Source organism: Pseudomonas sp. GW821-FHT07E12 (genome assembly GCF_058986605.1).
In genome coordinates, this window is the sequence record NZ_JBYSVX010000029.1 from 1 (window position 1) to 13,965 (window position 13,965).

A 13,965-nucleotide genomic window follows, 5' to 3' on the forward strand; every position below is an offset into this window, starting at 1 on the left:
CCCCCCCCCCCCCCCCCCCCCCCCCCCCCCCCCCCCCCCCCCCCCCCCCCCCCCCCCCCCCCCCCCCCCCCGCTCCTGCGAGGAGGGTGGAATCCTGCGGATGTTAAGCTTCGCGGCTTGTCAGGACTGTCTTTCCGATGAATCTCCTCGCCTTCGAAACCTCCACCGAAGCCTGCTCCGTCGCCGTCCATGTCGATGGTCGCGTGCTGGAACGTTTCGAGGTCGCGCCGCGCCGGCATGCGGAACTGGCGCTGCCCTGGGCCGAGCAACTGCTGGCCGAGGCCGGGCTTGCGCGTGCGCAGCTCGATGCGATCGCAGTCAGTCGTGGCCCGGGCGCGTTCACTGGCGTGCGGCTGGGGATCGGGCTGGCGCAGGGCATCGCGTTGGCGCTGGATCTGCCGGTGGTGCCGGTGTCCACGCTGCACGTGCTCGCGTTGCGCGCGCCGGCGGATGCGGCGCGCGTGCTCGCCGCGATCGACGCGCGCATGGGCGAGGTCTATGCGGCGTCATTCGAGCGTCGTGACGGCGTGCTGGTGCCGGTATCGACGGAAGTGGTCTGCGCGCCGGAGGCGGTGGAACTGCCAGGTGATGCCAACGACTGGTATGCAGTCGGCACCGGCCTGGGCGCAGCCAATGGTGTGTTGGCCGAACGCCTCGCCTCGCGGCTGGCCGGCGTCGATGCCCAGGCGTTGCCGCATGCGGCGGACCTGCTGGCCTTGGTGCTACCGGCTTTCGCGCGCGGCGAAGCGATCGCGCCGGAGAAGATCGAACCGGCTTACCTGCGCGACAACGTGGCGCTGACCCTGGAACAGCAGCGCGCTGCCCGCGAAGCAAAAGCGTAGAGCAGAGCTCGCTCGGCTGGGGCATTACCGGGAAAGCTTCAGCCGAGCGAGCTCGGCTCTACGAATCCCTGCTTTCCACAGCCGAATGGCTGGTCATTCCCAACCCCCGCCCTTCACCGATCATCCCGCAGCTCGCCGCCAGGCAGAAACAGCCACGTCCGCGTGACCTCGAGAATGTCGACGTTGTCGTCGGTCTTGGGCAATGGCGGGAACGGTTGAGCCAGTTGGACAATACGCAGCGCCGCTGAATCGAGCACCGGTGTGCCGCTGGATACCAGCACGCGGCTGCTCTCGATGCTGCCGTCGCGACGCACGCCGACCGAGATCACCACGCGCCCGCTGAGCCGCTTCTGGCGCGCTTCGTCCGGATAGTTCAGGTTGCCGACGCGCTCGGCACGATCCACCCACGCACGCAGGTAGTTGGCGTAAGCGTATTCGCGGGTGCTGGCCGAGACGAACTTGCGATTGGGGCGCTTGGCGTACTGCTCCGAGCGCAGGTGCACTTCGGCGGCCAGCCGCGCCATTTCGGCGTTGCGCCGCTCGCGCTCGGCGTCGGCCGGGGTCTGCGGTGGCTCGGTCTGCGGGTTGGTCTGCGGCGCCGGCAGGCGGTCCTCACCGTGCCGGCTGGTGACCACGCGCGCCTCGGGCGGCGGGGTCTGCGCCGCGGTGGTGGCCTGCTGCGGTTGCGGCGCCAACCCGGTGCGCTCCTGCGGCACCACGCCGGGCTGGCTGTCGCGCGGGCGTTGCGGCTTGTCGCTGTCGCCGCCGCCCTGCTGGTTGGCCTGGGCGAGGAAATCTGCCTGCTTCGGGGTCAGCGGGGTGCTGGTCTGGCTGAAGATCACGTCCAGGGTCGGCACCAGTGGTGCGTTGTCGCTGACCGCGAAGCCCACGCCCAGGATCAGCAGGCCGTGCACGATCAGCGACAGCACCAGGGTCGCGCTCAGGCGCTGGTTGGCATCGATGCGCGGCGATGCGACCACGGCGCTCATTGCGGACGGCCGGCCTCGATCGCGTCGAACAGCAGCCCGGCGATGTTCAGGCCGAACTGCGCATCCAGTTCGCGCACGCAGGTCGGGCTGGTGACGTTGACTTCGGTCAGGTAGTCGCCGATCACGTCCAGGCCGACGAAGCGCATCCCGCGCGCCTTCAGTTCCGGGCCGACCTGCGCGGCGATCCAGCGGTCGTGCTCGCTGAGCGGACGGCCCTCGCCGCGGCCGCCGGCGGCCAGGTTGCCGCGGAACTCATCGCCCTGCGGGATCCGCGCTAGGCAGTAGTCGACCGGTACCCCGTCGATCAGCAGGATGCGCTTATCGCCGGCGCTGATGTCGGGGATGAAGCGCTGCACCAGGGCCAGCTTGCGGCCGCCGTCGGTCAGCGTTTCCAGGATCACGTTCAGGTTGGGGTCGCCGGTGCCGCTGCGGAAGATCGAGCGGCCGCCCATGCCGTCCAGCGGCTTGAGCACGGCCTGCCCGTGTTCGAGCACGAACGCCTTCAGCGCGGCGGCATCACGGCTGACCAGGGTCGGCGGACAGCACTGCGGGAACAGCAGCGCCGCCAGCTTCTCGTTGTAATCGCGCAGGCCCTGCGGATCGTTGACGATCTCCGCGCCGGCGCGCTGGGCCACGCTCAGCACCTGGGTGTCATAGATGAATTCGGCATCGACCGGCGGATCCTTGCGCATCAGCACGACCTGACCGGGGCCCAATGCCTGCTCGGCGAACGCGCCGAGGGTGAACCAGCCGGCCTTGTCGTCCTTGACCGTCAGCGGCGCCAGCTGCGCCACCGCCACCCCCTCACGCAGGGCCAGCCCGCCGGGGCGGACGTAGTGCAGGCGGTGGCTGCGGCGCTGGGCTTCCAGCAACATGGCGAAGGTAGTGTCCTTGGCGATCTTGATGCTGGCGATGGGGTCCATCACCACGATGACGTCGAGCGGCATGGGGGCAGCCTGAAAAGAGTGCCGCCGATGTTAACGGTTGAGGCGGTGGCGATGCGATCCACAGGGGAAGATGCCGGGTTCCACGCGGTCCGGGGAACTGCGAACCCGGTCGCAGTGGTCCCTCCGGTGCAAGGGTCATCCGTCACGTGCTCTTGACAGCATGAGCCGGTGCTGGGATATAGATGGTGTTTCGCAGTGGCGTCGGAACGGATGAAGCGCCACGCGTGCCGGGGAAATTGGAATGACTGAAAACATGGCTGCGGGTGGGGAACTCGCAGGACTGAGGGTGATGGTCATCGACGATTCGAAGACCATTCGCCGCACCGCTGAAACACTGCTCAAACGTGAAGGCTGCGAGGTCGTCACGGCGACGGACGGGTTCGAGGCGCTTGCCAAGATCGCCGACCAGCAGCCGCAGATCATCTTCGTCGACATCATGATGCCGCGGCTGGACGGGTATCAGACCTGTGCGCTGATCAAGGGGAATCAGCTGTTCAAGTCGACGCCGGTGATCATGCTGTCGTCCAAGGATGGCCTGTTCGACAAGGCGCGCGGCCGCATCGTCGGGTCCGAGCAGTACCTGACCAAGCCATTCACCCGTGAAGAGCTGCTGAGCGCGATCCGTACATACGTCAACGCCTGACCAGGGGGGAAGGGCAACAATGGCTCGAATCTTGTTGATCGAGGACTCGCCGACTGACCGGGCGGTCTTCAGTCAGTGGCTTGAAAAAGCCGGCCACCAGGTCGTGGCCACCGACAATGCCGAGGACGGCCTTGAGCTGGCACGCGGCCAGGCACCGGATCTGGTGCTGATGGACGTCGTGCTGCCGGGCATGAGTGGCTTCCAGGCCACCCGTGCGATGTCGCGCGACGAGGCCACCAAGCACATCCCGGTGCTGATCGTCAGCACCAAGGGCATGGAGACGGACAAGGCCTGGGGCATGCGCCAGGGCGCGGCCGACTACATCGTCAAACCCCCGCGCGAGGAAGACCTGATCGCGCGGATCAAAGAACTGGTGGGCTGATGCGTTCCCCGTTCGACATCCTGGAAGGCTACGAGCAGCGCAGCCTGGCCCATGCGGTGCAGTTGCCCGGCCGGCAGTTCGCCGCGGACATCTGGCGTGGCGTCGGTTACCGCGTCGGCACGCGCCGGTTGGTGTCCGACTTCCGCGAGGTGGTCGAAATCGTGCCGATGCCGCCGGTGATCCCGGTGCCGGGCGCGCAGCCGTGGCTGTTGGGCGTGGGCAACCTGCGCGGCAACCTGTTCCCGGTGGTGGACCTGAAGCAGTTCCTGGAAGGGCGCCGCACCGTGCTGCACGAGGGCCAGCGCGTGCTGATCATGCGTCAGGCCGGTGGCGACGTCGCGCTGACGATCGACGAGCTCTATGGCCAGCGCAGCTTCGAGCAGGACCAGGCGATCGAGCCGGGCGAACTGGCCCAGGGCCGTTACGCCAACTTCATCGACCGTGCCTTCCGCAGCGACACCCAGGAGTGGGGCGTGTTCTCGCTCTCGCTGCTGTCGCGTACTCCCGAATTCCGACAGGCCGCCGCCTGAGCGCGGCCGTCATGCATCAGACCTAGAGGTTGCCCATGAGTAGCACCGCTCCGGACACCAGCAAGAACCATAAGCTCGGCAGTGTCAGCACCAATTTCTGGTTGGGCCTGCTGGTGTTGTCGATCGTTGTGTTCGGCGCCAACACCGGCGTGGCGACCTGGCAGGGCAGCCGCTTGGCCGGCGCCAGTACCGGCGCGGCCGACCTGCAGGTGCTGTCGCAGCAGATCGCCAACCAGGGCCGCGAGGCGGTCAGCGGTGACGCCAAGGCCTATGCGGCCTTCAAGGACACCAAGGCGCGCATCGAAGCCACGGTCAGTGACCTCGACGGCCGCTACGGCAACGAGACTGGCGTGGCGGGGGCGATCCGCCAGCTCAAATCGACCTGGACGCCGCTGGGCAAGAACGCCGGCCAGGTGGTCACCTCCGAAGCGGCGGTACTGGCATTGGCCGGCAATGCCGACCGCTTCAGTGCCAGCGTGCCGCAGTTGCAGGCACAGTTGAACGAAGTGGTGCGCGCGATGACCGTCAGCGGCGCGCCGGCTGCTCAGATCTACAACACCCTGCAGCAGGTGGTGGTTGCCGGCACCATGGCCCGGCGCGTGACCGAAATGCGCGCCGGCGGCACCGGTGCCGCGGCGGCCGGCGACGCACTGGCGCGTGACTCGGTGGTGTTCAGCCAGATGCTGGAAGGCCTGCGCAACGGCAACGAGGAACTCGGCATCGCGGCGGTGCGCAACGCCGCGGCGCTGTCGGCGCTGGAGCAGTCGCAGGCGCAGTGGACGTCGATGAAGACCGACCTCGACGCGATCCTGGCCACCTCGCGCAATCTGTTCGCCGCGCAGTCCTCGGCGGCGGCGCTGACCGCCGGCTCGGGCAAGATGCTGGATGACAGCAAGAAGCTGTTCGATGCGTTCTCCGCGTTCGGTTCCACCCGCGATACCCGCATCTTCCCGAATTTCTGGTTGAGCGTGGCCTCCGGCTTTCTGCTGATCCTGTCGCTGGGCATGTTCATCTGGTCCACGGTGCGTTCCCGCTCGCGCGAACAGGAAGCCCGCTACCAGAACCAGGTCGAGTTCAACAGCCGCAACCAGCAGGCGATCATGCGGTTGCTGGACGAAATCAGCTCGCTCGGCGAGGGCGATCTGACCGTGAAGGCCTCGGTGACCGAGGACATGACCGGCGCGATCGCCGACGCGATCAACTACGCGGTCGACGAACTGCGCCATCTGGTGACCACGATCAACACCACCTCGGCGCAGGTCGCGGTGTCGGCGCAGGAAACCCAGTCCACCGCGATGCAGCTGGCCGAGGCGGCCGGCCATCAGGCCAATGAAATCACCACCGCGTCCGAGCGCATCAACGAAATCGCCTCGAGCATTGAACAGGTCTCGCGCAACTCCACCGAATCGGCCGAAGTGGCGCAGCGCTCGGTGGTGATCGCCGCCGAGGGTGCCGGCGTGGTGCGCGAGACGATCCAGGGCATGGACCAGATCCGCGACCAGATCCAGGAAACCTCCAAGCGCATCAAGCGGCTGGGCGAGTCCTCGCAGGAGATCGGCTCGATCGTGGAACTGATCAACGACATTTCCGAGCAGACCAACATCCTCGCGCTCAACGCGGCGGTGCAGGCGGCCTCGGCGGGCGAGGCCGGTCGCGGTTTCGCGGTCGTGGCCGACGAAGTGCAGCGCCTCGCCGAGCGCACCTCCAGTGCGACCAAGCGCATCGAGGGCCTGGTGCAGGCGATTCAGGCCGATACCAACGAGGCGGTGACCTCGATGGAGCAGACCACCTCCGAAGTGGTGTCCGGTGCGCGCCTGGCCGAGGACGCCGGCACCGCGCTGACCGAAATCGAGCGCGTGTCCAACGCGCTGAACAACCTCATCAAGAACATCTCGATCGCCGCCCACCAGCAGGCCGCGGCGGCGACCGACATCACCCAGACCATGAGCGTGATCCGCCAGATCACCGGCCAGACATCGCAAGGAGCCGGGCAGACCGCGGATTCGATCGGACACCTGGCGCAGCTGGCATCGGACCTGCGCCGCTCGGTTGCCGACTTCAAGCTGCCGGTGTGATCGATGGACGGGCGGCGGGCAAAGGAAGCGCAGATGACGCGTCGTGATACGTCAATGCAAGTGATCGCGCGGCAGACGCGTGTGGTCACAGGAAGGGGATTGGAATGAGTGCGCTTGCCGATGCGATGAGCCACGCCGCACTGGGCTGGGTCAAGCCGGAACTCGACGAGACCATGCGCCAGGCGCGGGCCGAGATCGAGGCGTTTGCCGAGACACCGTCCGACACCAGCCGCATGCGCTTCTGCGCCGGCTACCTGCACCAGGTGCAGGGCACGCTGCGGATGGTCGAGCTGTACGCCCCGGCGATGGTGGCCGAGGAACTGGAACTGCTCGCCAACGCGGTGCAGGCCGGCCAGATCGCCGACCGCGACGAAGCCTGCGCGATGCTGATGCGCGGCACCGTGCTGCTGCCGGATTACCTGGAGCGCCTGCAGAACGGCCATCGCGACATCCCGATCGTGCTGTTGCCGCTGCTCAACGAGATCCGCGCCGCGCGCGGCGAACCGGGACTGAGCGAGAGCGTGCTGTTCGCGTTCGACCCGGTGGCCGGCGACGCCACGCCCGCCGAGCTGGAACACGCCCGTGGCAGCCTGAGCGGGCGCAACCGCGAGCTGCTGGATACCGTCGGCAACGCGGTCAAGGAAGAGCTGCTGCGGGTCAAGGACGCACTGGACCTGCATCTGCGCACCGGCGGCGATGCCTCCGAGCTGCGCGGCCAGGTCACCGAACTGGGCGCCGTGGCCGACACCCTCGGCATGATGGGGCTCGGCGTGGCCCGCAACGTGGTAGTGCAGCAGCGCGACGCGCTGCGCCGCATCGTCGATGGTCAGCAGACGGTCGATGAGGGCCTGCTGTTGGATATCGCCGGCGCGTTGCTCTATGTCGATGCCTCGCTGGATGACCAGGTCGCCAGCTTGGGTGCCGATGTCGGCGACGCCGACGTCAATGCCAGCGCGAATGCTTCGGAAGTCCGTCGTACCGTCGAGGTGCTGGCGCACGAGGCGATCGCCAATTTCGCCGCCGCACGCGAGCATTTCGTCGCGTTCATCGAAACCAACTGGGACCACTCGCGCCTGACCGAAGTGCCGCACCTGCTCGACGAGGTCGGCGGCGCGATGCGCATCCTCGATCTGCCGCAGCCGGCTGATTATCTGGAAGGCGTGCGCCGCTACGTACGGCACGAGCTGATCGACCGGCAGCGCATCCCGAGCGGTCGCCAGCTCGACACCCTGGCCGATGCGATGGCCAGTCTCGAGTATTACCTCGAGGCGCTGCGCGAACGCCGTCCGGGCCGCGAGGAAATCCTCGACATCACCCGCAACAGCCTGGAAACGCTGCGCTACTGGCCGTTGCCGACGATCGCCGACGAGCCGCTGCCGGAACCGGTGCAGGTGCCGGCACCTGCGCAGACATACGTGGCCGAAGCCGAAACAGCGGCACACGCACTGACCGTGGAACATGCCGAATCCGCGCCCTCGACGGGGGCATGGACAGTCGCTCCGCTGGAATACGACGGATTCGCGCTCGACGATGCTGCCGCCGAACCGGCAGCGCCGCTCGAAACGTCGGGCGCCGCCTTCTCCTTCGATCCGGTGGCAGCTGAAGAAGAGCACCCGGGCATCGATGCTGCCGCGCCGACACAGATCGCGCCGATCGAGCTGTCCGTGGATGGTGGTCAGGCGCCGGGCAACTGGAGCGCCAGCTTCGTCCTGCAGAAGGGCGAGGCCCCGGCATTCGATCCGGTGGCCGCGGAACAGCTCGAGGAACCGCCGGTCGAGCCTGGCGAGGTACATGAGGCCGATGCGGCGCATTACGTCTTCGACGTGGCCGCACCGGACGCCGCCGTGGACCACACGCTGGCAGCGCAGGCGGAAGCCGCGCATGAGCCGTCGCTGGAAGCTTCCGTGCCGGAAGCCGTGGAAACGTCCGCTTTCGTTGAAGGCGGTATCTCCGACGAGACATCCGCCGTAACGGAGCCGAAGGCCGAAGCCGGGAACGTTGCCGAAGAGGTACAACTGCCGGCATTCGAGCAGGACAGCCCGTTCGTTGAATCGGCCAAGGCCGAGGACGTCGCGGAACTCGAAGAGGAAAATTCGCACCAGGGCGTGCATGAAGCCGTGGTCGGTACGATCGAGCTGGACGAGGCATCGCGCGCGTTCCTGGCCGAGCTGGATGCGGCCGCGGCCGGGTTCACGCTGGATGCGTTGGAGGACGAGGCGCCTGAAGCGCCCGTGCAGCCGGTCGAATCGGCGCCGGCCATCGCGATCCAGGGCGGGTTCGAGGACAGCGGCAACGAGATCGACAGCGATATCCGCGAGGTGTTCCTCGAGGAGTTCGACGAGGAACTGTTCAACCTGTCGCAGTTGCTGCCGGTCTGGCGCGCCGCGCCGGGCAGTGTCGAGAACCTGCGGCCGATCCGACGTGTGTTCCACACCTTGAAGGGCAGCGGCCGCCTGGTGGGCGCGCGCATCCTGGGCGAGTTCAGCTGGAAGATCGAGGGCATGCTCAACCGCGTGCTCGATGGCAGCCGCCCCGCCAGCCCGGCGGTGGTGACGCTGGTCGAGCAGGCCCAGGAGGTGCTGCCGCAACTCAACGCCGCGCTGCGCCACGGCACGCCGATCCACGCCGACCTGCCGGCGATGCAGGCGGTGGCTGACCGCGTCGGTGCGGGCGAGGAAACGTTCTACGTGCCCGTGCTGGCGGATGCTGCGGCGGCCGTGCCGGAATACGCGGCCGAAGAGGGCACGCCGGCCTCGGTGGACAGCGTGTTGCGCGAGATCCTCGAAGCCGAGGTCGCCACCCATCTGGAAACCGTGCACGCCTGGCTGCAGGCCTCGCAGGAGCAGCCGCAACCGGCCACCGAGCCGCTGTTGCGCGCGGTGCACACCATGAGCGGTGCGTTCGCGATGACCGACGTGCCCGAGATCACCACGGTGACCACGCCGGCGGAGAGCTACGTCAAGCGCGCCCTGGCCGCCGGCGTGACGCCTTCGCGCGAAGCGGTGGAGGGCATCGGCGCGACCGCCGCGGCGATCGCCACCACGATTTCCGCGCTGCAGACCGAGTCGCCACGGGTTCCATCGTTCGCCACCCTGGCCGCGCACCTGCGCGAGCTGGTGGACAGCCTGCCCGAGGCGCAGTGGCCGCCGCAGCATTTCGATGAAGAGGCCGAGCTGGACGCTGAGTCGGCGCAGGCCCCGGAGCAGGACCGCGAGCTGACCGGGGTCGAGGACCTGAGCGCGTATCTGGACGAAAGCGCGCTGTCGTCGGCAACCCAAGTACCGGTGTTTCCGCTGGTCGAGCCGCCGACGGGTGCCCACGCGTCCGAGCCGTCGGCGGAAGCGCCGGCTGCACATGCCGAACCCGAGGCGTTCGACATCGCCGCGCTGTCCTTCGAAACAACACCGGAAGCACCTGCCGAATCCGAAGCCACGCCGTTGGCGGGTGAGGCGTCGGCTTTCGTCGCTGAAGCAGACGAAAGCACGCTGGAGACCGAGGCCTTCGATCCGTCCGCATCCGACGATGTGGAAGAGATCACGCTGGAATCGCTCGAGCTGGCCGAGCCGGTCGAGAGCGGGGCGACCATTGAGTTCGATGCGCCGTCGATCACGGACGCATCGTCGCTCGACGCCGATGGCTACATCCGCTTCGACGAGTCTGCCGAGACCGCCGACGAAACCACCGCATTCGATTTCGCGGCGTCGAACGACGAACAGGCCGAACCGCTGGCTACCGAGGTCGATGACCACGCGGTGTCCTTGCAGGATTCGCAGTCGAAGACGCCGGCCGAAGCGCCGGATCACCTGCAGGAATTGACCGAACTGGCCGAAGAGGCCAGCGCCGCCGCCGGCTATGAGGCCGCCAGCGACCTCGACGCGCATGCAGTGGCCGAGCCGTCACAGGCGGACGCCATCGCGCCTGTCGTCGAGTCCGTCATCGACGAGCCGGCCGCCGAGGCCGATCCGGTTGATCTCGGCCCGCTCGACGCCCACGAGCTGGACGCCGAGCTGGTGGACATCTTCGTCGAGGAAGGCAAGGACCTGCTCGACCATTGCGATGGCCTGCTCGCCAGCCTGCGCGAGACCCCGGACGAGCGCGAATCGCTGATCGGCCTGCAGCGCGACCTGCATACCCTCAAGGGCGGCGCGCGCATGGCCGGCATCAATGCCATCGGCGATCTCGGCCATGGCATCGAATCGCTGCTGGAAGCCGTCGCCGCCCGTCGCACCGAACTGGCACGCGACGACGTCGGCCTGCTCGAACGCGGTTTCGACCGTCTGCACCGGTTGCTGGTGCTGACCGGCAACCACCGCGCCGTGGCGATGCCGACGGACCTGATCGAGGCCTTCGACGCACGTACCCACGGCCGTGGCGAAACCGTTGCGGAAGCGCCTGCGCCGGTGGCGTCGGCACGTCCGAAGCCGGCCGCCGAACTGGTCGCGCCGGCGCCGCTGTCCGCGCCGGTGCCGATCGAACCGCAGGTGGAGGAAGAGTTGCTGCCGCGCGTGCAGCAGGAACAGGTGCGCGTGCGCGCCGACCTGCTCGACAGCCTGGTCAACCACGCCGGTGAAGTGGCGATCTACCGCTCGCGGCTGGAGCAGCAGCTCGGCGCCTTCCGTGGCGCGATGGGCGAGTTGGACCGCACCAACATCCGTCTGCGCGACCAGTTGCGCCGCCTGGATCTGGAGACCGAGGCGCAGATCGTCGCGCGCTACCAGCGCGAGCAGGAACATGGCGCCCGCGACTTCGATCCGCTGGAGCTGGATCGCTTCTCGACCCTGCAGCAGCTCAGCCGCGCGCTGAACGAATCCGCGGCCGACCTTGCCGGTCTGCAGGGCGTACTCGACGACCTCGCGCGCCAGTACGACGGCCTGCTGCAACAGCAATCGCGGGTCAGCTCGGAACTGCAGGACGGCCTGATGCGCGCGCGCATGGTGCCGTTCGAAGGCTTGGTGCCGCGTCTGCGTCGTGTGGTGCGTCAGGCCGCCAGCGAAACCGGCAAACAGGCGCAACTGGTGCTGGAAGGCACCCACGGCGAACTTGATCGCAACGTGCTCGATCGCATGGTCGCGCCGCTGGAACACATGCTGCGCAACTCGGTGGCGCATGGCCTGGAGGCGCCGGCGGCACGTCGCGCTGCCGGCAAGCCCGAAGACGGCACGATCACCCTCCGGCTGCGTCGTGAAGGTTCGGAAATCGTGCTGGAAGTGGCCGACGACGGCGCCGGTCTCGACCGCGAGGCGATCCGCCGCCGTGGCGAGCAGCGCGGTCTGATCGCGCCCGGTGAAGTGCTCGGCGATGCCGAGCTGGACGATCTGATCTTCGCCTCCGGCTTCAGTACTTCCGAGCAGGTCAGCCAGCTGTCCGGCCGCGGCGTCGGCATGGACGTGGTGCGCAACGAAGTGCGCCAGCTCGGCGGCTCGGTCGACATCCACTCGGTGCGCGGCCAGGGTGTCACCTTCACCCTGCGCCTGCCGCAGACGCTGGCGGTCACCCAGGCGGTGTTCGTGCGCATCGGCGAAACCACCTTCGCGGTGCCGGTCGCCTCGGTCAGCGGTATCGGCCGGATCGCCCGCGCCCGTTACGAGTCCGGCGAAGGCGGTTACCACTACGCCGGCGAGGAATATGCGGTGTACGACCTCGGCTCGCTGGTCGGGCAGGTCGCCGCCAGCGCCGATGGCGCCGCGCAGGTGCCCTTGCTGCTGGTGCGCGCCGGTGATCTGCGCGCGGCGGTGGCGATCGACCAGGTGCTCGGCAACCGCGAAATCGTGGTCAAGCCGGTTGGCCTGCAGATCGCCTCGGTGCCGGGCATCTACGGCGCGACCATCACCGGCGACGGCCGCGTGGTGGTGATCCTCGACGTCGCCCCGCTGGTGCGCCGCCATCTCACCCAGCCGGCACGCCCGGTGATCGAGGCCCCGGCCGAGACGCAGCGCATCGCGCCGCTGGTGATGGTGGTCGACGACTCGCTGACGATGCGCAAGGTCACCGGCCGCGTGCTGGAGCGTCACAACCTCGAAGTGGTCGTTGCCCGCGATGGCGTGGAAGCGTTGGAGAAGCTGGAAGAACGCGTCCCCGACCTGATGCTGCTGGACATCGAAATGCCGCGCATGGACGGCTACGAGCTGGCCACCGCGATGCGCGCCGACGAGCGCTTCAGGGCGGTACCGATCGTGATGATCACCTCGCGCAGCGGCGAGAAGCACCGCCAGCGCGCGTTCGAAATCGGCGTGCAGCGTTACCTGGGCAAGCCATACCAAGAGTTGGATCTGATGCGAAACGTATACGACCTGCTGGGGATCGCCCGTGTCCGCGAGTAACACTGCAGGCCTGGGCAAACCGGTCGCGCTGCTCGGACGTGCCGGCCCGGCGCGCGAGCGCCTGCGCGAAGCGCTGGCACTGGCCGGCGCCGTGGTGGTGCTGGAGGACGAACCGGCCGCCGTCGATGCGCAGGCATTGCGCGACGCTGAACCGGTCGCGGTACTGGTGGCGCTGGAACCGGCCATCGAGGACGCGCTCGACGCACTGGAACCGGCGCTGAGCGTGCCGGGCCTGACCGTGATCTTCGACGAGGCCGATCTGGCCGCGCGCCGCGTCGGCTGGGATGCACAGCGCTGGGCCCGCCACCTGGCGGCCAAACTGCACGGGCATGGCGACGTACTGCCGCCCGGTGCGGAAAGCGAAACCACCTTCCTGCCCGAACCGGGCCTGCCGGTGACCCCGGCGCAACTGCACTCGCACTACCCGATGGACCTGCACCTGGAAGCGGCCGCGTCCGAGCTGGACCGGATGCCGGGCGACACGCTGTTCGTCGCGGAGGATGTGCTGGCGGACCTGCCGGTGCCTGCAGTCGAAGCCGCGACCATTTCCCAGGTACCGGTGGCAGCGCCAGCACTGGCGTTGGGCGATTCCAGCACCTGGGGCCTGGTCGATGTCGCCGTGGAGCAGGCTCCACGCACCGAGCGTGATTTCTCGCACCTGGCGACGGGTGGCCTGTCGTTGGTGGGTATCGAGGAAGAAACCGGCAAGCCGTCGGCGGGCGTGGTGCTGGTGATCGCCGGGATCGGCGGTCCCGATGCGATCCGTCGCCTGTTGGCCGCACTGCCGCCCGAATTCCCGCGCGCGGTGCTGGTGCGGATGGCGCTGGATGGTGGCCAGTACGGCAACCTCGTGCGCCAGATGGGCCGCGTTTCGGCGTTGCCGGTGGAACTGGGCGAAGTGGATGGCCCGGTGCTGCCAGGCAAGGTGTACATCCTGTCCGACGGGCTGTCGGTGGCCGAGCACGCCAGCGGGCGGGTGTTCACCACCGGCCGCGATACCGCCACGTTGGTGGCCGCGCTGCCGGCAGGCGACAGCGCCGTGCTGCTGCTCAGCGGCGCCAGCGAGGCGCTGGTCGAGGACGTGCTGGCGCTGGCCAAGGCGGGCGCCTGGGTCGCCGGACAGGCGACGGACGGCTGTTACGACCCGGCTGCGGCCTCGCGGCTGGCACAGCATGGCCTGCCTACCGCCGAGCCGTCCCAGCTTGCGCAGGCACTGGCCGAACGCTGGCCCTGATAT

At 68.3% G+C, this 13,965-nt stretch carries 9 protein-coding genes; 7 read left to right on the plus strand and 2 right to left on the minus strand.

Annotated elements, in window-relative coordinates:
• The first annotated feature begins 137 nt into the window (after positions 1 to 137).
• On the plus strand, positions 138 to 842 hold the full coding sequence (gene tsaB / locus AC3WJE_RS15065) for a tRNA (adenosine(37)-N6)-threonylcarbamoyltransferase complex dimerization subunit type 1 TsaB (RefSeq protein WP_493731632.1): 705 nt from the start codon (positions 138 to 140) through the stop codon (positions 840 to 842).
• A gap of 113 nt (positions 843 to 955) precedes the next feature.
• On the opposite strand, the gene AC3WJE_RS15070 is transcribed toward tsaB, so the two are convergent.
• Both AC3WJE_RS15070 and gshB read right to left on the minus strand, forming a co-directional pair.
• Positions 956 to 1,831, minus strand: coding sequence for an energy transducer TonB family protein (locus tag AC3WJE_RS15070; protein WP_493731633.1), 876 nt, complete (start codon positions 1,829 to 1,831; stop codon positions 956 to 958).
• Complete coding sequence (gshB, locus tag AC3WJE_RS15075; RefSeq protein WP_493731634.1) at positions 1,828 to 2,778, minus strand: glutathione synthase; 951 nt, start codon at positions 2,776 to 2,778, stop codon at positions 1,828 to 1,830. Before gshB ends, AC3WJE_RS15070 begins: the two co-directional genes overlap by 4 nt.
• Before the next feature lie 253 nt (positions 2,779 to 3,031).
• On the opposite strand from gshB, the gene pilG reads away from it, so the two are divergent.
• The 6 genes from pilG (at position 3,032) to AC3WJE_RS15105 (ending at position 13,962) form a co-directional block, all read left to right on the plus strand.
• Positions 3,032 to 3,421, plus strand: coding sequence for a twitching motility response regulator PilG (pilG, locus tag AC3WJE_RS15080; protein ID WP_493731683.1), 390 nt, complete (start codon positions 3,032 to 3,034; stop codon positions 3,419 to 3,421).
• A 19-nt stretch (positions 3,422 to 3,440) separates the two neighbouring features.
• Positions 3,441 to 3,803 (plus strand): response regulator, encoded by a 363-nt coding sequence (locus tag AC3WJE_RS15085; protein ID WP_493731635.1) that lies wholly within the window; start codon positions 3,441 to 3,443, stop codon positions 3,801 to 3,803.
• Positions 3,803 to 4,333 (plus strand): chemotaxis protein CheW, encoded by a 531-nt coding sequence (locus AC3WJE_RS15090; protein ID WP_493731636.1) that lies wholly within the window; start codon positions 3,803 to 3,805, stop codon positions 4,331 to 4,333. The genes AC3WJE_RS15085 and AC3WJE_RS15090 overlap by 1 nt, the downstream gene beginning before the upstream one ends.
• A gap of 35 nt (positions 4,334 to 4,368) precedes the next feature.
• Positions 4,369 to 6,408, plus strand: coding sequence for a methyl-accepting chemotaxis protein (locus AC3WJE_RS15095; RefSeq protein WP_493731637.1), 2,040 nt, complete (start codon positions 4,369 to 4,371; stop codon positions 6,406 to 6,408).
• A 104-nt stretch (positions 6,409 to 6,512) separates the two neighbouring features.
• Entirely contained in the window at positions 6,513 to 12,728 is a 6,216-nt protein-coding gene (locus AC3WJE_RS15100; protein WP_493731638.1) for a hybrid sensor histidine kinase/response regulator, read from the plus strand.
• Positions 12,715 to 13,962, plus strand: a complete 1,248-nt coding sequence (locus AC3WJE_RS15105; protein ID WP_493731639.1) for a chemotaxis protein CheB — start codon at positions 12,715 to 12,717, stop codon at positions 13,960 to 13,962. The genes AC3WJE_RS15100 and AC3WJE_RS15105 overlap by 14 nt, the downstream gene beginning before the upstream one ends.
• The last annotated feature ends 3 nt before the right edge of the window (positions 13,963 to 13,965 follow it).

Bases quoted from the DNA above. Each gene is read 5' to 3' on its own strand.
- AC3WJE_RS15100 (WP_493731638.1), top strand. From the start codon at position 6,513: ATGAGTGCGCTTGCCGATGCGATGAGCCACGCCGCACTGGGCTGGGTC.
- gshB (WP_493731634.1), bottom strand. From the start codon at position 2,778: ATGCCGCTCGACGTCATCGTGGTGATGGACCCCATCGCCAGCATCAAG.
- AC3WJE_RS15085 (WP_493731635.1), top strand. From the start codon at position 3,441: ATGGCTCGAATCTTGTTGATCGAGGACTCGCCGACTGACCGGGCGGTC.
- tsaB (WP_493731632.1), top strand. From the start codon at position 138: ATGAATCTCCTCGCCTTCGAAACCTCCACCGAAGCCTGCTCCGTCGCC.
- AC3WJE_RS15095 (WP_493731637.1), top strand. From the start codon at position 4,369: ATGAGTAGCACCGCTCCGGACACCAGCAAGAACCATAAGCTCGGCAGT.
- AC3WJE_RS15070 (WP_493731633.1), bottom strand. From the start codon at position 1,831: ATGAGCGCCGTGGTCGCATCGCCGCGCATCGATGCCAACCAGCGCCTG.
- pilG (WP_493731683.1), top strand. From the start codon at position 3,032: ATGGCTGCGGGTGGGGAACTCGCAGGACTGAGGGTGATGGTCATCGAC.
- AC3WJE_RS15090 (WP_493731636.1), top strand. From the start codon at position 3,803: ATGCGTTCCCCGTTCGACATCCTGGAAGGCTACGAGCAGCGCAGCCTG.